A 19,812-nucleotide genomic window follows, 5' to 3' on the forward strand; every position below is an offset into this window, starting at 1 on the left:
CTACGCTGGGAGATCGCGATAGCAGGCCGGTCCTCCGGGGTGGGCTGGCCTCGTCCCCCTGCTTCGCCGGTCGAAAGGACGACGACCGTGCCCCAGACCCCCCTTAGCCCTGGCGATTCGCCGCTGGTACGAGAGGCACTGAGTTCTGTGGTTTCACGTGAAACAGCCGCGCCCCCGCAGGCGGCTGCGCCTTCCGTTGGTTACTCGACACGCGATGAGAGGGCCTGGCCCCGGCCATCCCGGTGCCGCGTGATGACGGTGTCCAACCAGAAGGGCGGCGTGGGAAAGACCACCACGGCCGTCAACCTCGCTGCGGCGCTGTCCATGCACGATCAGCGCGTCCTCGTGGTCGACCTCGACCCGCAGGGCAACGCCTCCACGGCGCTGGCGACGGAGCACCGGTCGGGGATGCCGTCGGTGTATCAGGTCCTCGTGGACGACATGCCGCTGTCGCAGATCGTGAAGCCGGTCCCCGACATGCCGAACCTGTACTGTGCTCCCGCCACTCTCGACCTCGCCGGCGCGGAGATCGAGTTGGTCCCGATGGTCGGCAGAGAGACCCGCCTGCGGCGGGCGCTCGCCTCGTTCGACTCGATGGAGTTCGACTACATCCTCATCGATTGCCCGCCGTCGCTGGGCCTGCTGACCGTGAACGCCATGGCGGCGGCCCAGGAGGTGCTGATCCCCATCCAGTGCGAGTACTACGCCCTGGAGGGGCTCACCCAGCTCCTGCAGAACGTGGAACTGGTGCGCGCGCACCTCAACCAGACGCTGGCGGTCTCGACCATCCTGCTCACGATGTACGACGGCCGCACCCGTCTCGCCTCCCAGGTGGCCGAGGAGGTGCGCTCTCACTTCGGCGACACCGTGCTCGACGCCGTCATTCCCAGGAGTGTCCGCGTCTCCGAGGCGCCCAGCTACGGCCAGTCGGTCATGACGTACGACCCGGGATCGAGCGGGGCACTGGCGTACATGGGCGCCGCCCGGGAGATCGCCTATCGGGCCGCGGCCCTCGACGGCTGACGGAGCCGCCACGCGGCGCCCGCACGCCCTGTCGCCGTACGCGGGTCCGGCGCTCGCGCCGGCGCCCGTCCCTTGCGCGTTGCTTCTGCCGCTGCGGAGGACACGGCGCCGGCGGCCATGGGAAACCTCTCCGGCGCTGGAGGACGTCACTGCGCCGGGCGTATTGCGAAGCTGCCCCGCAGTGCGCGGGGACCTGCCTGTGGTGGAGACGTCACTGCGCCGGGCGTTTTCGCGAAGCTGTCCCGTAGTGCGTGAGGACCTACCTCTGGTGGGGACGTCACTGCGCCGGGCGGAAGCTCCGGTCCTCGCGAAGCCCGCTTCGCTGGGCCTTCGCTCCGGTCCTCACTCCCGCCCGCTCCGCTCCTTCCGCTGGCACCACGCGACGCGTCCGCGCGGATGTGCGCACAGCTGAAAGCGCGAAGACTCATAACGATGCGCGGCAGCGGTACAGTCTCCTGGTGTGTGCGTGCCGGTGCCCAGTGACCCCGAGTCGCTGGGCACCGCCTTCTGTGCGGGCGTGGGTATGAAGGAGCAGCAGTGAGCCAGCAGCGTCGGGGACTGGGCAAGGGTCTTGGGGCTCTGATCCCCACAGGGCCGATCGTCGATCCGGCGTCCGTGGCGAACACTCCGCCCGTCGGCCTGCCTCCGGCCGCGCCGGACACGGAAACGGCGGGTCTGCGTCCAGTGGAGGGCGCCTACTTCCAGGAGATCGAGGTCGACTTCATCTCCCCGAACCCACGGCAGCCGCGGGAGGTGTTCGACGAGGACCGGCTCGAAGAGCTTGCGGCGTCCATCAAGGAGGTCGGCCTGCTGCAGCCGGTCGTCGTCCGCGCTGTGGAGAACGGCCGCTTCGAGCTCATCATGGGGGAGCGGAGGTGGCGTGCCTCGCAGATCGCGGAGCTGGACCGCATCCCCGCGATCGTCCGGAGTACGCAGGACGACGAGATGCTCCGTGAGGCGCTGATCGAGAACCTCCAGCGGGAGCAGTTGAACGCGCTGGAGGAAGCGGCGGCCTATCAGCAGCTCCTCGACGACTTCGGGGCCACCCATGAGGTGCTCGCGAAGAAGGTGGGGCGGTCACGCTCGCACATCAGCAATACCCTGCGCCTGCTGAATCTTCCTCCCGAGGTGCAGCGCCGGCTCGCGGCCGGGATCATCAGCGCCGGGCACGCACGAGCGCTGCTGGCGCTGAACGACCCGGCCGCCCAGGAGCGACTGGCGAGCCGGATCGTAGCGGAGGGGTTGTCGGTCCGGACCGTCGAGGAGATCGTCGCTTTGGGCGAGGCGACCGCGGGACCAGCTCCTCGCAAGCCCCGGGCGAAGAAGCCGACCGCCCCGGCCCTGCGCGACCTGGCGGACCAGCTCTCGGACCACTTCGAAACGAAGGTAAAGGTCGACCTCGGCAGCCGGAAAGGCCGCATAGTCGTCGAGTTCTCGACGATCGACGACCTGGAGCGGATCATCGACACGATGGCGCCGGAGGCCGCCCACGCGATGCGCAGTAGGGGCATCACGGCGGAGTAGCCCACTGGGCCGCAGCGGTAGAGCCGGTGTGTGACACGTTTCACGTGAAACATCGCTTCGGAAGGGCGGTGCGAGGCCGACCTGATGCATGGACCGCCTCGCCTGGTACGCCGTCCACTGATGCTCATCCTCGTCACGAGAGCCGGGCTTTACTGCTCGATGAGCTAGATCAGTCTGAGGTTCAACACCAGCGCTCCCGAGCGCTATAAGGCTTCTGCGCGCCGTCCTGCACATGCCGGCAACTGCCATCGGGGCCACGCCGCACGTGGAAGCCGACCCCAAGTCGGTCCGTTCACCATGACTGGCAGGCCAAAGCATCTGCAGGGCGCGCTGTCCACAAGCAATCGCCAGGGTGGTCAGAGGGAGCGGAGCGGAAGGGAGCGAGGACCGGAGCGAAGGCCCAGCGGAGCGGGCTTCGCGAGGACCGGAGGTTCCTTCCGGCGCAGCGTCCGATTTGGCGCAGCGGCCAACCCCGCGCAGCGATTGGCCCCGTGCAGCGACCGATTCCCGATGTAGTGACCGACGCGGTCAAGTTCGTGGACGCCCTATCGGGCAGGCGCCGACGCGCGCACGCTGCAGGTGACAAGCCGGGCCGGCGGACCCGCGATCACCGTGGGCCGCTTCCCGCTTCAAACGCCTGCGAATCGCTCCCCGTTGTGTCCTGCTCTCGGGCGCAAGGGGTCGGTTACGACTCCTTCGAGTTCGGAACCGGGCGACCAGTAGCCCTCGACCGTCGATGGTGTGGGGGAGAACCGAGGCGCATCCGGGTTGAGCCCGGCCTTTCCGGCCGCCTCGAAGCCCTCAGGCGATACGCCACCGTCGTCGGCCGCCTGCCCCACGTCGCCTGCGTGGCACCCATGACACGGCCTGCCCCGAGGAGGTGCCCCATCGAGCCCGCCGCGCCACCGGCGTCCCGGCGGATCGGTATCGCCCACCTCCACGGCGATCCCGTCTACGAGCACAGCGATCCGGTCCAAGGTCACGGTGTGCCGAGCAATACGGTGGCGAGGGTCGTCGGCCTCAACGGCGACGGCGCCTGCGATGCGGTGTGGATGTGGCCACGGGTACCAGGCCCCAGGCCTCAGGCTCAAGGTTGGGAAGACCCCTCCAGGCGGGCGATGGTGGCCGGTGGAGCCTGGAGGGGAACCGTTTCACGTGAAACCGAGGCGGGATCAGCCTCGGGTGGCGGCGAGCTCCAGGAGTCCCTTGCACAGCGTGCCGAGATCCTGGCCGGCCGCCTCTGCGGCCATGGGCAGCAGAGAGGTCTCCGTCATGCCGGGCGCGACGTTCACCTCGAGGAAGTACGGCTTGCCGGTGGCGTCGACGATGAGGTCGGTGCGGGAGATGTCTCGCAGGCCGAGCGCGGTGTGCGCGGCGACCGCCATTCCCGAGCACGCCTGAGTGGCCTCGGGGGAGAGCCGGGCCGGTGCGAAGAACTCCGTCTGCCCCGCCGTGTAGCGGGCGGCGTAGTCGTACACGCCTCGGTCGGGCACGATTTCCACCGGCGGCAGCGCGACCGGTCCGTCGCCGAGATCCACCACGGAGACCGCGACCTCCACGCCCTCGACGTACCGCTCGATGAGCGCGGTGTCGCCGTAGGCGAAGCAACCGACCATCGCGGCGGGCAACTCCTCGGCCGTACGCACGATGGACGCGCCCAGCGCGGATCCACCGCGTGAGGGCTTGACGAAGAGCGGCAGCCCGAGCCGATCGATGATGCGGGCCAGCACGGCCGTGGCGCCGAGATCGTGGAACGTCTCCTTGGGCAACGCGACCGAGTCGGGCGTGTTCAGTCCCCAGGAGCGGACGACCGCCTTCGCCGTGGGCTTGTCGAAAGCGACCCGGCAGGCGTCCGGCGTCGCCCCGACGTAGGGCACATCGAGCAGCTCCAGCACCGACCGGATGGCGCCGTCCTCTCCGGCGCCGCCGTGCAGGGTGACGAACACCACGTCCGGCGGGTCCGACAGCACCGCGGGTACGAGGGTGGCGTCGGCGTCGCGTGTTTCCACGTCCACACCGGCTGCCCGGAGCACCTCCGCGACGCGGCGTCCCGATCGGATGGAGACCTCACGCTCGTAGGAGAGCCCTCCCGCGAGGATGAGCACGTGTCCTAGATCGCTCATGCCGCCTCACCGCCGATGCGGTCCGCGGCGGGACCGGCCGCCGTCCGGTGCCCGGAGGCCCCGGCCGCGTTCCCGTAATGGTCCGCATCGCCTGGCCCGAATTCCGCCCCCCTCCATGGACGCACGGGGGGCGATCCTTGGGTCATCGTTCGCTCGCTCACGAAGAGGGCCTTTCTCGCCTCGAGAAGTCAGTATGGCCAGCCTGAACAGGCTAGTGCCCCGCCCACACCGACGCGTCGCCATGTAACCGTCCCGGCACATGCTTTCAGCCGGGCGGAGCGGAGGCCCGTCCAGCCGGGGCGCACCGTGCAGTCATCTGCACACCCGAAGCCGCCCATGAGCGGTGCCATGGGCGGCTCCTCCGCCGCGGGGGCAGCGGCCGTACCGTGTCTAGGCGAGGTCAGGGCCGGGGGTGTCCACGCCCCCATGCCTCGGAATGGAGCTGGTGCCGAACGTGTCCCGCATCCTGAGGTCCTGCTCGATCACGTCGGCCAGGCGGCGCACGCCCTCCTTGATGCGGTCGGGCTCCGGATAGCAGAACGACAACCGGATGTTGCGCGTGCCGCCGCCGTCGGAGTAGAAGCCGGTGCCGGGCACGAACGCGACCCGCTCGGCGATGGCTCGGGGGAGGAGGGCTTTGGAGTTGAGTCCTTCGGGAAGGGTCATCCAGACGAAGAACCCGCCGGCGGGGCGGGTCCACGTGCAGCCGGGCGGCATATACACCTCGAGCGCGCTGAGCATCGCGTCGCGCCGCTCACGGTACAGCTCACGGAACGTCTTGATCTGCTCCCGCCACGGCTGGGTCGAGAGGTATTGCCCGACGGCGAGCTGGGTGAACGTCGAGTGCGACAGCACCGACGATTCCATGGCGAGGACGAGCTTGTCGCGGATCGCGTGTGGGGCGACAGCCCAGCCGACCCGGAAACCGGGGGCCAGCGTCTTGGAGAACGAGCCGAGGTAGACGACGCCGTCGGGATCGTCGGCCCGCAGCGCCCGCATCGGTTCCCCGTCGAACCCGAGCAGGCCGTACGGGTTGTCCTCCACCACGAGAACGCCGGTGCGGCGGCAGATCTCCAGCACCTGACGGCGGCGCACCTCGTTCATGGTCACGCCGGCCGGGTTCTGGAAGTTCGGGACGGTGTAGAGGAACTTCACCCGGTTTCCCGCCGCGCGCAGCGCGTAGATGGTCTGCGCGAGAGCCTCCGGGATGAGGCCCTGGTCGTCCATGGCGATGTGCACGACCCTCGCCTGGTATGCCGCGAACGTGCCCAGCGCTCCGGCGTAGGACGGCCCTTCGGCGAGCACGACGTCGCCGGGGTCGATGAAGATCCGGGTGATGAGGTCGAGGGCCTGCTGAGAGCCGACGGTGACCATGACATCGTCGGGACCGGCCTCGATGCCCTCGAGTCGCATGACCTCGCAGATCTGCTCCCGCAGGGCGGCGTCGCCCTGGCCGCCGCCGTACTGCAGAGCGACGGAGCCGCGGGTGGCTACCAGATCGGCGACGATGTCGCTCACCACGTCGAGGGGAAGCGCGGTGATGTACGGCATGCCGCTGCCGAGCGAGACCACCTCAGGCCTCGAGGCGACGGCGAAGAGAGCTCGGATCTCGGAGGCGACCATCCCGGCGGCGCGGGCGGCGTACCTGTCGACGTAGGCGTCAATGCGGGACCCGTGGGCCGCCGCGTTCGTCCGACCGTGATCAAGCTCATGCGTCACGGTCCACCTCCGATCACATAGCCGAGAAATCCAGAGTACGGTAACGCGCCACACTCATCACAACAGGGTATTGACCATCAAGGGTTCCTTTTCTTGCATTCCCGTCCCACTGGTTTCGGCCCGGCCAATCCCTTTGACGCTCGTCAGCGCCCGTTGTGGCGCACCCGCTCCTGCCCTTCCGCTGAGTTACGATGCGAGCTGGAGACGCCGTATTCGCGCGCTTTTCTGGCAGGACTCCTGACGGGGATTGGGGCATCACGTGTCGCGTCGGCTGGTCAACGTCACCCTCGACAACCTCGATGACCTGCCGCGCCGGTGCCGGCGGTGCGTGTTCTGGGAGCTCGACCCCGTGAGCGGCGAGCGCGCCGTCGAGGCGGGAGACCCCGGTCTGGAGAAGGAGGCGTGGATCTCGGCGACTCTCCTCGAGTGGGGGAGCTGCGGGAAGATCGCCTACGTCGACGGCGTGGCGGCCGGGTTCGTGCTCTACGCCCCGCCGTTGTACGTCCCGCGGTCGGTGGCGTTCCCCACGTCCCCGGTCAGCTCGGACGCGGTGCTGCTGATGACCGCGCACATCGTGCCGGAGTTCACCGGCGGCGGGCTGGGCCGGATGCTCGTGCAGGGCGTCGCCAAGGACCTGACCCGCCGCGGCGTACGCGCGATCGAGGCGTTCGGCGACCTGAAGTGGGAGCAGCCGGGCGGCTGCGTGCTGCCCGCCGACTACCTGCTGTCGGTCGGGTTCAAGACCGTGCGCCCGCATCTGCGCTTCCCTCGCCTCCGGCTGGAGCTCAAGACGGCCGTGTCGTGGCGCGAGGACGTCGAGGTGGCACTGGAGCGCCTGCTGGGTTCGATGTCCCCGGAGAGGGCCCTGCGGCCCGTCTGAGGGGACCACAGGGCCCGCTGTGACTCCCGATGCGGCCCCTGTCGCGTGACCCCGATCACACAGAAGCCCTCCGCGCCGGGCGCGGAGGGCTCTGGTTTCGGATGGTGCCGCCGTGTGAACGGCGGTGGTGCCGCCGGGACCGGCGTCAGATGACGCCGTCGAGCTCGCGCAGCAGCATGGCCTTCGGCTTGGCGCCGATGATCTGCTTGACGACCTCGCCACCCTTGTAGACGTTCATCGTCGGGATCTGCAGCACGCCGTAGTCGCGCGGCGTGACCGGGTTCTCGTCGATGTTCAGCTTGACGATCGTCAGCTTGTCGGCGTGCTCGGTGGCGATTTCCTCGAGGATCGGTCCGACCTGACGGCACGGACCGCACCACTCGGCCCAGAAGTCGACCAGGACCGGCTTGTCGCTCTTGAGGACCTCGGCCTCGAAGCTCGCGTCCGTCACGCTCTTGATCGCGCCCACGGTATCTCTCTCCTTGCGTGAGTGGTGTGGCGGTGCAGACAACCGCGGGGAGCCTCCCCGCATTCCCGGGATGCCGGGCTCAGGCGTTCAGTGTCAGCCAGCGCTCGGCGTCCAGGGCCGCCGCGCAGCCCGTTCCGGCCGCCGTGATCGCCTGGCGGTAGGTGTGGTCGACCACGTCGCCGGCCGCGAACACCCCGTCGATGTTCGTCCGCGTCGACGGCGAGTCCACCGTGATGTACCCCTGATCGTCCAGATCGACCTGCCCCTTGAGCAGGTCGGTGCGCGGCTCGTGCCCGATCGCGATGAACACGCCGCCCACCGGCAGGTCGGACTCCTCGCCGGTCTTGAGGTTGCGCACCCGCACCCCGTTGACCCGGTCCTCGCCCAGCACGTCGGCGACCTCGCTGTCCCACACGAAGCGGATCTTGTCGTTCGCGAAGGCGCGGTCTTGCATGATCTTGCTGGCACGCAGCGAGTCACGGCGGTGGATCACCGTGACCGACTTCGCGAACCGGGTCAGGAAGATCGCCTCCTCCATCGCCGTGTCACCGCCGCCGACCACCACGATGTCCTGGTCGCGGAAGAAGAACCCGTCACAGGTGGCGCACCACGACACCCCACGTCCCGACAGGCGCTTCTCGTTCTCCAGCCCGAGCTCGCGGTAACGCGACCCGGTGGCCAGGATCACCGCCTTGGCGTAGTAGGTGTCGGTGTAGGTCTTGACGACCTTCGGGTCGGCCTGCAGGTCCACCTCGATCACGTCGTCGGCGACCAGCTCGGCGCCGAAGCGCTCGGCCTGCTTGCGGAAGTTGTCCATCAGGTCCGGGCCCATGATCCCGTCGGGGAACCCGGGGAAGTTCTCCACATCGGTGGTGTTCATCAACGCCCCACCCGCGGTGACCGACCCCTCGAAGACGAGAGGCTTGAGGTCCGCGCGTGCGGTGTAGACGGCCGACGTGTAGCCGGCCGGCCCCGACCCGATGATGATCACGTTACGAACGTCGCTCAACGGACCCGCCTTCTTCGTCCCGGTGATGTGCAGTGGCGTCAACAGATCCTAGGCCCCGGCGATTCCCGGGCCGACCCCCGATACGGCGAAGCCCCCCGGAGGTCGCGGGGGGCTTCGTCACTGCTGATGGTACGGCTCGCGCCGCGTGATCACTTCCAGGAGGCCAGGACCTCGGGCCGCAGCTTGTGGCACCGGGAGTCCACCACGACCACCCGCACGGCGTTGCTGCTCTTGTCCTCCCAGAACGCCATGACCGTGGCCTCGTTGCCGTTGTAGAGCGCCTTGTCCACGCCGATCGGTGTGCGGTCGAGCTCGGTCGAGAACCGCTTGACGCAGGTGTCGAGGTCCTCGTCGTCGTTGGTGCCCAAGCCGGGCGCCACACCGAAGTACCCCAGCAGCGGCCCGCGCAGCTCCCGGCTGGTGTAGTTGTGGCCGCTGGCGTAGGTCGAGTAGGTCAGCGCCTCGACCTTGGCTGGGCTCTGGCCGGGATCGCCCTGGCTCACCACCTGCCGGGACGGCGAGTCGCCGAACGAGAGCAGGCCGGTGGCGAGGCCGCCGCTCCCGATCACGACGGCCGCCGCCGCGGCGACCGCGGCCGGCAACGCCCATGCGCGCCGCCTGGACGCCTTCCTGCCCGCCGTACGCGTTCCGGAACGGCGCCTGGCCGGCACGATCGTCCCGTCGTCGGCGACGACGCCCAAAGGAGCGGCCGTCGCGGCGACCGGCGCGGCCTCGCGCTCCGGCTCCACGTGTGTCTCCACAGCGGTTTCCGCGGTGGTGTCCACCGGGGGTGCGACCAGAGGCTCGACCGTCTCCCACGGCGCGGTCTCCCACGGGCCGATCTCCTGTGGAGCGCTGTCCCATGGGGCGTCCCGCATGATGCGGTCCCAGTCCGGAGTCTCGGCGGCCAGCGCCCGGTCGATGCGTCGTGCGACGCCCAAAGGCATCGCAGGCACCGGCATCGCCGCGAGGACCTCGCGGACGGCGGCCAGGTCGGCAAGGCTCTCCCCGCAGGGATCGCAGACCGCGAGATGCTCGCGGACCCGCCGGGCCGTCGTGTCGTCGAGGAGACCCTCCGCCAGCTCGGCGAGAACCTCCAGGTCGTAGTGCGTGTCACCCGTCACGAAGTTCTGCTCCCTTCCCGGATGAGACGCGAGTGAGGTCGGATCGGTTCCGTAGATGCGAAAGAATCGGGGCGAGTTTGGCACGACCACGGGCGCAGCGGCTCTTCACGGTGCCCGACGGGACGCCCAGCACCGTCGCCGCGTCGTCCACGGCGTACCCCATCATGTCCACCAGCACGAGGGCCGCCCTCTGGTCGGGCGGCAGCAGCTTGAGCGCCGCCGTGACCTCCAGGGAGACCTCGCGCTCGCCCGCATGGTCGGTGGCCGGCACCTCCCGCTCGACGGCCTCGATGAGCTCGTCGTCGGCGATCGGGCGTACCGACTTGCGGCGCATGCGGTCGAGGCAGGCGTTGACCACGATGCGGTGGAGCCACGTCGTGACCGCCGCCTCGCCGCGAAAGCTGCCCGCCTTGCGGTACGCCGAGACGAACGCGTCCTGAACCGCGTCGGCGGCCTCGTCGGGATCGCCGAGCGTACGCAGGGCGACCGCCCACATCCGGTCGCGGTGCCGCCTGACGATCTCGCTGAACGCGTGAGGGTCACCGCCGAGGTGGCGGTTCAGCAGATCGGCATCGGTCATCGCGCGACGCGCGTGCTCAGCCGTCGGGGGATTGTCTGGTGGGGAATTCACAAGTCCCTGCTATGCCGATCCGGGGGAATGCACCGTTACTTCGTAGATGGTGCCACGATACTGCCCGTTGTAGGGGGGAAGACGGGTGAACCAGATCAAAACGTACTGACCTGTGGTGGCCTTTCCCGGGGTGAGCGTCACCGAGCCCGAGGCGTTCTTCTTCTCCGCCGCCGTCTTCAGCGAGGACAGCTCCGCGGCGTCGCCCACCTTGAGCTGCACGGTCGCGCCGGAGGAACCGCCCAGGGAGACGACCACGTCGGCGATGGGCACCGGCTTGCCCATGTCGAGGATGAGCCCGACGCCGTCCTTGAGCCGTCCCAGGTCGGCGCTGATGTAACTGTCGGTGTGCCACTCGGTGGACGGCTTGCCGTCGATGGCGAGATTGCTGTACTCCGGATTCTCCGCGCGGTCGTCGCCCAGCGGGTCGAACCCGGTCGCGCTCACCGGCTTGACGGCCACCGGCTTGCGTGTGGGGGACGGGGACGTGACGGCGTCCGACTGGGCCACGCCCCTCGGGGTGTTGCCGAGGTTCTTGCCCACGGTCCAGGCGCCCACGCCGACGGCGGCCATCACGAGCAGGACGATGACGGTCAGCAGGACCTTGCTCGCGGTGCCGGTCTGCGGGCGCGGTGGCGGAGGGGCCATCGTCATCTGGTGCGCCGGATGAGACGGCATGCGGGGCGGCATGGCGGACATGCCCAGCCCGTCCGGCGCCTCGCTGCGCAGGTTCAGCGCGGGCGGCGCGGTGGTGACGGGGGCCGGCGCGGGACGGGGCACCTCGGCCAGCGCCTCGGCCACGTCGGCCGGGGTGGCCAGCGGCGGCTGTCCCCGCCGCGACTCCTGCAGCAGCGCGCGGCAGGTGATGGCGTCCAGATAACCGGGCACTCCGGCGGTGACCTGCCGGGGTGTGCAGAACTTGCCGTCGTCCAGGGGTGCGGCGGGCAGCCCGCAGTCGGACTCGCCGGGCCAGTGGCCGGTCAGCGCCGCGTAGAGCAGCCGGCCCAGCCCCTCGGCGTCCTCCCTGGCGGGCTCGTCGCTGCTCAGCTCGAGGATCGCGGCGTCGACGGCGAGCCCGAGGAGCTTGACCGTGCCGCCGCTCGTCCAGACCAGGCGGCCGGGGGTCAGGTGCAGGTGGGTGAGGCCGGCCGCGTGCGCGTGCGCCAGTGCCTCGGCGGCCTCGGCGACCAGGGCGGCGCCGCGTTCGGGCTCGATCGGCCCGCTCTCCAGCAGGTCGAGGAGCGAGTCTCCGCTGACCCACTCGCTCACGACGTACGCCGTGCCGTCCTCGTCGGCCGCGTCGAAGACCTGGGTGAGGCGAGGGTCGGTCAGGCGGCTCGCCAGGCGGGCGGCGGTGACGACCTCCTCGACCCGGGGGAAATCGGGTGCGAACGTGTGGACCGCGACCGGGCGGGCGAGGATCTCGTCGAGGGCCTTCCACAAAGTCGCGCCGCCGGACTCGTGCACCCGGTCCTCGAGGCGGAAGCGATCCGCCAGCCGGGTCCCCGGTTCGACCGTGGACATGCTCATGCGGCCGCTCCGCTCCGCGGCTCGTCGGCATGCATCAGCCGATGCCGGGTGGTTCCGCCCACGCCTTCCCGCTTCCGCTCGCCGGTCCGAAACTCCAGATCGCGCCCCTAAGACCTCCTGCCTGCCGCGGTCGCCGAGCGGAGCACGCCGGTCGGCGAGACCCCGGAGACGAGCATCCGCGGGCCGGAATCGGTCCGCGCGGCGCCGCCGCCCGGTCCTCCTCCGCCTCGCGGTCGCCCGCCCGGCCGAATCCATCGGTGGGGCAAGGTCTGCGGGACGTTCCCTGGTCGTGTCTCAACACTCCCTGGCGCACCATGCTAGTGCCGTGCCGCTTGTGCCCGCCTTCCCGATCGAAGACGTCCGAATCGGACTTTCGGGTTACCTTCCAGTTGCCGGTCGTTCTTGAGGACTCTTACCGTCCTACCCGGCTTGCGACAAGTCCAATGATGGAACGGACCTCGGGCACCCGCAGCCGGTGCGCGGCCAGCATGTACAGCAGCAGCCCGGCGCCGCCGCCCACCACGAGCACCACGGCCGAACTCGCCGCGGTGATCGGGGTGATCTCCCTGGCCAGCCACAGGATCGCCAGCGCCAGCGCGGCGGCCGGGATCGCCGCCGCGTACATCCGGCCCAGGCCGGCGACGATCTCCCGGCCACCGAGCCCGCCGATCTTCCGGCTGGCCAGCACCCACGCGACGCCGCAGAGCACGACATAGGTGATCAGGTAGGCGAACGCCAGTCCGATGACGACGTACCGGTCGGGGAGCGTGAAGTAGGCGACGAGACTGAGCGACGCGTTGACGACCACGTTCACCCCCGCCATGATCGCGGGGGTACGGGTGTCGCCGAAGCTGTAGAAGACCCGCAGCAGCAGCTGGAAGACCGAGAACGGCATGAGCGCGACGCCGAACACCTGCAGAACGTGGCCGATGTAGATCGCGTCGGTCGTCGTCATGTGTCCCCACGAGAAGATCAACGTGGTGACCGCCGGGCCGAGCACCATCAGCAGCAGCCCCGCGGGGACGATGACGGAGGAGACCAGCCGCACCCCGGAGGAGAACTCCTCGCGGGCCGTGGCGAGGTCCCCGTCCGCCACGAGCCTGCTCATCCTGGGCAGCATCGCCGTGATCACCGACACCGCGATGATCCCGTACGGGAGCTGGAAGAGCTGGAACGCGTACGCCCAGGCGCTGTTGCCCGCGCCCGGCGCCCGGGCGCCCGCGCCGGTCGAGAGCTTGGTGGTGATCAGGAGCGCGATCTGGTTGATGCCGACGAAGGCGAACGTCCACACGGCCGCCCTGGCCGCCTCGCCGAGCCCGGTGTTGCGCACCCCGAACCGCGGGCGGAACCGGAACCCGGCCCGGTGCAGCGCGACGATCAGCACCAGCGCCTGGGCCACGATGCCCGCGGTGGTGCCGAGGCCGAGCAGTGTGAGGTCGCGCTCGGTCACCTTCTCGATGTCGGACGTCCCGACGGCGTAGTAGGCGGCCAGGACGCCCATGACCACGATGTTGTTGAGCACCGGCGCCCACATGGGCGCGGCGAACCTGTCCCGCGTGTTCAGGATCGCCCCGGCCAGCGAGCCGACCCCGAAGAACGCGATCTGCGGGAGCAGGTACTGGGCCAGCGTGGTGGCCACCGCCACCTTGTGCTCCGACCAGTTCGAAGCGGTGTAGAGCTCCATGATCGGCCGGGCCAGCAGCACGCCGATCACCGCGACGGCCGACAGCACCACCACGCCCAGCGTCATCAGCCGCTGCTCGAACGCCTGGCCCCCGTCGGGGTCCCGCTTCTGCGCCCGTACGATCACCGGCACGACCACGGCGCTGAGGATGCCCTGGAGCAGCAGGTCGAGCAGGATGTAGGGGATCTGGTAGGCCGCGTTGTAGGCGTCGCCGAGGGCGAGGGTGCCGATGGCCGCGGCGAGCATCGCCGTGCGGACGAAGCCGGTGAGCCGCGAGACCATCGTCCCGGCCGCCATGATCGCGCTGGCCCGCAGCATCCTGCTCATGGTTGTCCTTCGGTTCACGGCGGCCCGAATCGCGCGGCCGCCTCACTCGGGGTCTCGGGGTGGTCCAGACTCTACGGCGACCCAGACTAGGGCGACTGGGTGCGCTCGGCCGGGACGGCTCCCGGCCGGCCGGCGGGCGGGCCCTCCTCGTCCTCCGGCCCGTCGAACGGGAACGCCTTGCGCGACCTGCGGCGCAGGATGCGCATCACCACGGCGGCCAGCATGATGACCACGGCCGCCCCCACGATGACGAGGGCGATGCCGGTGTAACCGGTCGCGCGCACGACGACCCGCACCGCCTTGCCGTACTTCTCGTCGCCGTCGGTGAGGAGCTGTACGGAGATGCTCGCTTCGCCGCCCTCGTTGCGGACGATCACCGGCACGTTCACGAGCTGGCTGCGCCCCGCGAGGATCCTGGTGGTGGGGGTCACGTAGACCCCTCCGTCGGCGTCGATGGCGAGCCGCGACTTGCTGGCCGAGGTGACCCGGACCTTGATCTGGATGTCCTTGTCCAGGTTGTTGGCCACGCTGACCGGGACCTGGCCGTTGCTTCCGGCGACGGCGCGCGGGGTGTCGAGCACGGACACGTGGTCGATGCGGTCGTCGATCGCCTTCTGCACCTGGCCGGCGAAGGAGCCCGCCCGCTTGCCGTCGCCTCGCCAGGAGGCGGAGGTCAGCCGGAGTATGGCCGTGTGGAAGACGTCCGTGTGCTCCTCGGTGACGGTGGCCACGGCGTCGGCCTTGCGCGCCAGCTTGCGCACGGTCGTGAGGTAGGAGCGGCTCAGCTCGGCCTGGCGGTCGCGCTCGGTGTACGTCAGGTCGCCGCGCGGCACGCCGGTCCGGCCGGGCTTGACCGATTCGAGCGAGGTCATGCGCAGCCAGGGGGCGCCGGCGGCGGCCTGGAGGAGGCTGGAGACGAACGCCGGGTCGGGGGTCCACAGGTGCGAATCGGGCGCCGCGATGACCGTGCGCGCGGCCGCCGTCGCCGTCTCGCCCTGCCCCGTCTGGCCGGTCTGGCCGGTCTGCTGGGCCTGCTGCTCAAAGGCGATCATCGCGGTCTCGGCGAGGAACCGCTGCCGCGCGAGCATGGCGGCGCCGGGAGCGGACACGTTCCCGCCGAGGACCTTGCTGAGCGTGGGATCGGTGAGCAGCGCGGTGAGCGGGGCCTCCGCCACGGTGTCGAGCCTGGCCGCACCGTCGGGAGTGGCCTGCGCGGGGAGCGGGACGGGCTGTCCGCTCTGCGTCGCGTCCTGCGCCGTGTCCTGTCCCGCGGCCCGCGGCGGCAGCGCGTCCCCGGACAGCAGCACGGATTTCACGCCCGACATCGCCAGTTCGTCCACCGCGTCACGGTCGATCTTGCCGCCGGCCGGCCACGCGGTGGTGCCGCGGATCTCCCGGCCGAGCAGTTCGCTCGCGAGCGCGGCCCCGCGCTGGACGGACGCCGCGGCCTGTTTGTCGAGACCGTGGTGGACCAGCGCGGCCACGTCCGGGTCGGCGTACGGCGTGGCGACGACCGTCTTGTCCGTCAGCGCGCTGCGCAGGCCGTTCAGCCACTGGCCGGCCGCAGGGTCGGCGTTCTTGCGTGTGCCGCGCACGTCGCGGGTCCCCGAGGACAGGACACGGACGTCGTCGAGCAGGGCGGGGTCCACGAACCAGGTCACGCCGTCGCCGGTGTCCTGCGCGGTCTGGAGCAGGGAGGCCAGGCGGCCGGAGGCGAGCGACTCGGACAGGTCGTCGTCCATGAACGTCGCGTCGTCGGCGCGGTGGGGCCGGTCCACGATCGGCAGGGCGACCGCGAGCTTCACCTTGGGGATCTGCTCGCCCTTGGGGGCGTACGTCAGGAATGTCCGCTCGATCCCGAGGCGCTGCCCGGTCGCCGCGTCGGTCACCTCGATCTCGAAGGGGTAGACGCCGGGCCGGGGCATGCCCAGCTCCTCGGGCGCCACCGTGAAGCGGAAGGGCAGCTTGCCCGATTGGTCGAGCGGCGTGGCCTGGACTCTGGTGCTCCAGTTGGTGGTGCCGTACCCCTGCTCGGACAGGTAGGCCGCCATCTCCGAACGGGACGCGAACGGCCGCCCCCGGGAGTATCGGACGGCGACCCGCACGGAGGACCCGGGCGTGCCGGAGAAGGTCCCCGCGACCGTTATGGGCGTGGCGGCCGCACGCACGACCTCCGGGGTGATCTCGCTCACGAGGAGCGGATCGGCGGGAGCCGCAACTGCGGCACGACCCGGAGGAGGTGCCGCGACAGCCGTACCGGCCATGCCCGCGGGGGAGGCGAGCAGGGCGGTCAGCAATGTCAGCAGCGCGGCCTTACGGATCATGTGCCGGCCGGCGGTGAGGTACGGCGCACGCCCAGAATGCTATTGGCTATGCGGTCCGCATAGGACTCACCAGGCTTGCGAGACCTCTCCTGTGGCCGGTGCTCAGGTCGACGGGCTTGGCCGCCACCAGGTCGAACAGGTGGATGGCGCGCAATCGCAAGGCGGTGCGGCGCTCGCCGGTCGCGGTGTGGACGAAGTCGTCGGGATCGATGCGCTCCAACAGGCGCTGGTCCACCAGGACGGTCAGGTCGTCGGGCAGCAGCAGCGGGCAGACCAGGCCGTGCGCGTAGTCGGTCGCGGAGTTGACGGCGAAGGCGGACGCGGGGGTCACCCTGTGGGCGCGCAGGACGTCGCCCACCGCCGCCGGCCCGGGACAGGAGCCCACCGCGCTCACCACGGCCACCTCGTGGGTCCCTCCACGCGCCGACACCTCGAACAGCGATACGCACACGCAGGTCCCGGGAGTGACCCCCAGCACCTCGGGAAGCTCGTCCGAGCATGTCAACGGGCGCGGAAGACGTACGATCTCATGGTGGATCTGGTGGGCGAGGAGCCAGCGGTGAATCGCGAGAGCGTCTTTCATCTCGTGTGCTCCTTGCGTCGTCCAGCGCCCCCGAACCGTTCGTGGCCTGGTGATCGCTAGGTGTGTCTCCCCTGGGTGACACCCGAACACCTGGGCCATCGGGGGAGAGTTTCTGTTCCGTGACCGAAGGACCTACCCAGCCTTGTCCGTTTCAAATCTGAGCGACAGCCAGCAGCGCGCCGTGAACGAACTGTTCCGCCGGATCGCCCCGGTCGCCGACGAGCTCGGCGAGCTGTTCTCGGCCCGGGGGCACGAGCTGGCCCTGGTCGGCGGTTCCGTCCGCGACGTCCTCCTCGGCCGTGCGAGCAAGGACCTCGACCTGACCACGGACGCCCGTCCCGAGCGGGTGCTGGAGATCGTCAAGGACTGGGCCGACGCCGTCTGGACGATCGGGATCGACTTCGGCACGGTCGGCGTCCGCAAGGGCGGCTGGCTGCTGGAGATCACCACCTATCGCAGCGAGTCGTACGATCCCGCCTCGCGCAAGCCCGAGGTGATGTACGGCGACTCGCTCGACGGCGACCTCGCCCGGCGCGACTTCGCGGTCAACGCGATGGCCGTCCGGCTGCCGCACCACGAGTTCGCCGACCCGTACGGCGGGCTGCAGGACCTCGCCGCGAGGAGCCTGCGGACGCCGGGCCGCCCCGAGCAGTCGTTCGAGGACGACCCGCTGCGGATGCTGCGGGCGGCCAGGTTCGCCGGCCAGCTCGGGTTCACGGTCGCGCCCGAGGTCGTCGAGGCCATGACGGCGATGTCCGGCCGCATCGAGATCGTCTCGGCCGAGCGGATCCGCGACGAGCTCGACAAACTGATCCTCGGCGCGCACCCGAGGGCCGGGCTGGCGCTGCTGGTGGAGACCGGGCTCGCCGCCCACGTCCTGCCCGAGCTGCCCAAGCTGCGGCTGGAGATCGACGAGCACCACCGGCACAAGGACGTCTACGAGCACACGCTGATCGTGCTGGAGCAGGCCATCGGGCTGGAGACGGCCGGTCCCGACCGGGTGCTGAGGTGGGCGGCCCTGCTGCACGACATCGGCAAGCCGAAGACCCGGCGCAACGAGCCCGGCGGCCGGGTGTCGTTCCACCACCACGAGGTGGTCGGCGCGCAGATGACCAAGAAGCGGCTGACCGAGCTCAAGTTTCCCAAGGACGTGGTGTCCGACGTGTCCAGGCTCGTGGAGCTGCACCTGCGCTTCCACGGCTACGGGACGGGGGAGTGGACCGACAGCGCCGTGCGCCGCTACGTCCGCGACGCGGGACACCTCCTCGAACGGCTGCACAAGCTGACCAGGGCCGACTGCACCACCCGCAACAAGCGCAAGGCGCAGGCCCTGTCGCGCACCTACGACCAGCTGGAGGAGCGCATCGCCCGGCTGGCCGAGGAGGAGGAGCTGTCCAAGATCCGGCCTGAGCTGGACGGCAACGAGATCCAGGAGATCCTCGGCGTGCCGCCCGGCCCGGTCGTCGGCAGGGCCTACAAGCACATGCTGGAGATCCGCATGGACCAGGGCCTGATCGGCAAGGAGGCCGCGAAGGACGCCCTGCTCGCCTGGGCGCACGACAACGGGCTTCTGTAAATGGACGCCGGGGAGGTGCTCCGGCTGGACCGGGAGCACGTCTGGCACCCGTACGCGGCCGTGCCGCCGGGGGTGCCCGTGCACGTCGTCCGCCGGGCGGACGGTGTGCGGATCACCCTCGACGACGGTCGTGAGCTGGTCGACGGCATGGCCTCCTGGTGGGCGGCCATCCACGGCTACAACCACCCCCGGCTGAACCGGGCCGTGCGCGACCAGGCCGGCGACATGGCGCACGTCATGTTCGGCGGTCTCACCCACGAGCCCGCCGTACGGCTCGCGCACCGGCTGAGCGAGATGACCGGGCTCGACCGCGTCTTCCTGGCGGACTCGGGTTCCGTGGCGGTCGAGGTCGCGATCAAGATGGCGGTCCAGCACAGCGGCCGGTCGGCGCTGCTGACCGTGCGCGGTGGCTATCACGGCGACACCTTCGGCGCGATGTCGGTCTGCGATCCGGTCAACGGCATGCACCACCTGTTCACCGGGATGCTCCCGGCCCACGTCTTCGCGCCGGCGCCGCCCGGCGACTACGGCCGCCGCCCTGGGCCGCCGGTCGAGCCGGGACCCGACGAGGCGTATCTGGCGGAGCTGACCGCGGCCGTCGCGGCGCACGCCGACCGGCTCGCCGCGATCATCGTGGAACCGGTCGTGCAGGGCGCCGGCGGCATGCGGTTCTATCACCCGGCCTACCTGAGGCGGCTGCGCGATCTGGCCGACGAGCACGGCGTCCTGCTGATCGCCGACGAGATCGCCACCGGCCTCGGCCGTACGGGGGAGATGTTCGGCTGCGACCATGCCGGGATCAGACCGGACATCATGTGCGTGGGCAAGGCGCTGACCGGCGGCTACATGACGCTCGCCGCCACGCTGTGCACCGCGCGGGTGGCCGAACGCGTCGGCGTGCTGATGCACGGCCCGACCTTCATGGGCAACCCGCTCGCCTGCGCGGTGGCCGGCGTCTCGCTCGACCTGCTCGCGGAGCGGCCCTGGCGAGAGGAGGTCGCCCGCATCGAGGCGGCCCTGCTGGACGGTCTGGCCCCCGCCGCGCACGCGCCCGGCGTACGGGACGTACGGGTGCTGGGGGCGATCGGAGTGATCGAGACCGACGAGCCCGTCGATGTCGCGAAAATTCAGGACATCGTGATGGAGTACGGCGTCTGGCTGCGGCCCTTCGGCCGCCTGATCTACACGATGCCGCCCTACGCCTGCACGCCGGACGACATCGCGACGATCACCAGGGCGATGACGGCCGCCACCGCGGCCCTCTGAGCGCACCCGGCAGTCGCCGGCCG

At 70.3% G+C, this 19,812-nt stretch carries 15 protein-coding genes; 5 read left to right on the forward strand and 10 right to left on the reverse strand.

Annotated elements, in window-relative coordinates:
- Positions 1 to 252: 252 nt before the first annotated feature.
- Both AB0O28_RS03955 and AB0O28_RS03960 read left to right on the forward strand, forming a co-directional pair.
- Positions 253 to 1,023 (forward strand): ParA family protein, encoded by a 771-nt coding sequence (locus AB0O28_RS03955; protein ID WP_363635973.1) that lies wholly within the window; start codon positions 253 to 255, stop codon positions 1,021 to 1,023.
- Between the two features lie 537 nt (positions 1,024 to 1,560).
- On the forward strand, positions 1,561 to 2,547 hold the full coding sequence (locus AB0O28_RS03960) for a ParB/RepB/Spo0J family partition protein (RefSeq protein WP_363635975.1): 987 nt from the start codon (positions 1,561 to 1,563) through the stop codon (positions 2,545 to 2,547).
- A gap of 1,172 nt (positions 2,548 to 3,719) precedes the next feature.
- Here the strand turns inward: AB0O28_RS03960 and AB0O28_RS03965 are convergent.
- The gene (locus AB0O28_RS03965; protein ID WP_363635977.1) at positions 3,720 to 4,670 is read right to left on the reverse strand and encodes a D-alanine--D-alanine ligase; all 951 of its coding nucleotides are present in this window, start codon (positions 4,668 to 4,670) and stop codon (positions 3,720 to 3,722) included.
- 390 nt (positions 4,671 to 5,060) lie between these two features.
- Complete coding sequence (locus AB0O28_RS03970) at positions 5,061 to 6,293, reverse strand: PLP-dependent aminotransferase family protein (protein WP_363636176.1); 1,233 nt, start codon at positions 6,291 to 6,293, stop codon at positions 5,061 to 5,063.
- A 355-nt stretch (positions 6,294 to 6,648) separates the two neighbouring features.
- Here AB0O28_RS03970 and AB0O28_RS03975 point away from each other — a divergent pair, with 355 nt between their 5' ends.
- Positions 6,649 to 7,269 carry a GNAT family N-acetyltransferase gene (locus AB0O28_RS03975; protein ID WP_142573380.1) on the forward strand — a complete coding sequence of 207 codons (621 nt, stop codon included), beginning with the start codon at positions 6,649 to 6,651 and terminating at the stop codon, positions 7,267 to 7,269.
- A 145-nt stretch (positions 7,270 to 7,414) separates the two neighbouring features.
- On the opposite strand, the gene trxA is transcribed toward AB0O28_RS03975, so the two are convergent.
- The 8 genes from trxA to AB0O28_RS04015 all read right to left on the reverse strand — a co-directional run bounded on the left by trxA (position 7,415) and on the right by AB0O28_RS04015 (position 16,947).
- Entirely contained in the window at positions 7,415 to 7,738 is a 324-nt protein-coding gene (trxA, locus tag AB0O28_RS03980; RefSeq protein ID WP_310741774.1) for a thioredoxin, read from the reverse strand.
- A gap of 79 nt (positions 7,739 to 7,817) precedes the next feature.
- Positions 7,818 to 8,747 (reverse strand): thioredoxin-disulfide reductase, encoded by a 930-nt coding sequence (gene trxB / locus AB0O28_RS03985; RefSeq protein ID WP_363635980.1) that lies wholly within the window; start codon positions 8,745 to 8,747, stop codon positions 7,818 to 7,820.
- Between the two features lie 149 nt (positions 8,748 to 8,896).
- Positions 8,897 to 9,871, reverse strand: a complete 975-nt coding sequence (locus AB0O28_RS03990) for a zf-HC2 domain-containing protein (RefSeq protein ID WP_363635982.1) — start codon at positions 9,869 to 9,871, stop codon at positions 8,897 to 8,899.
- Positions 9,861 to 10,451, reverse strand: a complete 591-nt coding sequence (gene sigM, locus AB0O28_RS03995) for an RNA polymerase sigma factor SigM (RefSeq protein WP_363635984.1) — start codon at positions 10,449 to 10,451, stop codon at positions 9,861 to 9,863. The genes AB0O28_RS03990 and sigM overlap by 11 nt, the downstream gene beginning before the upstream one ends.
- A gap of 60 nt (positions 10,452 to 10,511) precedes the next feature.
- Positions 10,512 to 12,029, reverse strand: a complete 1,518-nt coding sequence (locus AB0O28_RS04000; protein WP_363635986.1) for a serine/threonine protein kinase — start codon at positions 12,027 to 12,029, stop codon at positions 10,512 to 10,514.
- 412 nt (positions 12,030 to 12,441) lie between these two features.
- Complete coding sequence (murJ, locus tag AB0O28_RS04005) at positions 12,442 to 14,040, reverse strand: murein biosynthesis integral membrane protein MurJ (protein ID WP_363635988.1); 1,599 nt, start codon at positions 14,038 to 14,040, stop codon at positions 12,442 to 12,444.
- Between the two features lie 86 nt (positions 14,041 to 14,126).
- On the reverse strand, positions 14,127 to 16,364 hold the full coding sequence (locus AB0O28_RS04010) for a hypothetical protein (protein ID WP_363635990.1): 2,238 nt from the start codon (positions 16,362 to 16,364) through the stop codon (positions 14,127 to 14,129).
- Between the two features lie 46 nt (positions 16,365 to 16,410).
- Entirely contained in the window at positions 16,411 to 16,947 is a 537-nt protein-coding gene (locus AB0O28_RS04015) for a hypothetical protein (protein ID WP_363635992.1), read from the reverse strand.
- 142 nt (positions 16,948 to 17,089) lie between these two features.
- Between AB0O28_RS04015 and AB0O28_RS04020 the strand changes: the two genes are divergently transcribed.
- Positions 17,090 to 18,523, forward strand: a complete 1,434-nt coding sequence (locus tag AB0O28_RS04020) for a CCA tRNA nucleotidyltransferase (RefSeq protein ID WP_363635994.1) — start codon at positions 17,090 to 17,092, stop codon at positions 18,521 to 18,523.
- Complete coding sequence (locus tag AB0O28_RS04025) at positions 18,524 to 19,789, forward strand: adenosylmethionine--8-amino-7-oxononanoate transaminase (RefSeq protein ID WP_363635996.1); 1,266 nt, start codon at positions 18,524 to 18,526, stop codon at positions 19,787 to 19,789.
- The last annotated feature ends 23 nt before the right edge of the window (positions 19,790 to 19,812 follow it).

This window comes from Microbispora sp. NPDC088329 (genome assembly GCF_040685655.1).
Classification (GTDB): Bacteria; Actinomycetota; Actinomycetes; order Streptosporangiales; family Streptosporangiaceae; genus Microbispora.

What these genes read in the sequence shown, in the direction of transcription:
- sigM (WP_363635984.1), bottom strand. Translation starts at nt 10,451, where the DNA reads ATGACCGATGCCGATCTGCTGAACCGCCACCTCGGCGGTGACCCTCAC.
- AB0O28_RS04025 (WP_363635996.1), top strand. Translation starts at nt 18,524, where the DNA reads ATGGACGCCGGGGAGGTGCTCCGGCTGGACCGGGAGCACGTCTGGCAC.
- AB0O28_RS03965 (WP_363635977.1), bottom strand. Translation starts at nt 4,670, where the DNA reads ATGAGCGATCTAGGACACGTGCTCATCCTCGCGGGAGGGCTCTCCTAC.
- AB0O28_RS04010 (WP_363635990.1), bottom strand. Translation starts at nt 16,364, where the DNA reads ATGATCCGTAAGGCCGCGCTGCTGACATTGCTGACCGCCCTGCTCGCC.
- AB0O28_RS04000 (WP_363635986.1), bottom strand. Translation starts at nt 12,029, where the DNA reads ATGAGCATGTCCACGGTCGAACCGGGGACCCGGCTGGCGGATCGCTTC.
- AB0O28_RS03955 (WP_363635973.1), top strand. Translation starts at nt 253, where the DNA reads ATGACGGTGTCCAACCAGAAGGGCGGCGTGGGAAAGACCACCACGGCC.
- AB0O28_RS04015 (WP_363635992.1), bottom strand. Translation starts at nt 16,947, where the DNA reads ATGAAAGACGCTCTCGCGATTCACCGCTGGCTCCTCGCCCACCAGATC.
- AB0O28_RS03970 (WP_363636176.1), bottom strand. Translation starts at nt 6,293, where the DNA reads ATGGTCGCCTCCGAGATCCGAGCTCTCTTCGCCGTCGCCTCGAGGCCT.
- murJ (WP_363635988.1), bottom strand. Translation starts at nt 14,040, where the DNA reads ATGAGCAGGATGCTGCGGGCCAGCGCGATCATGGCGGCCGGGACGATG.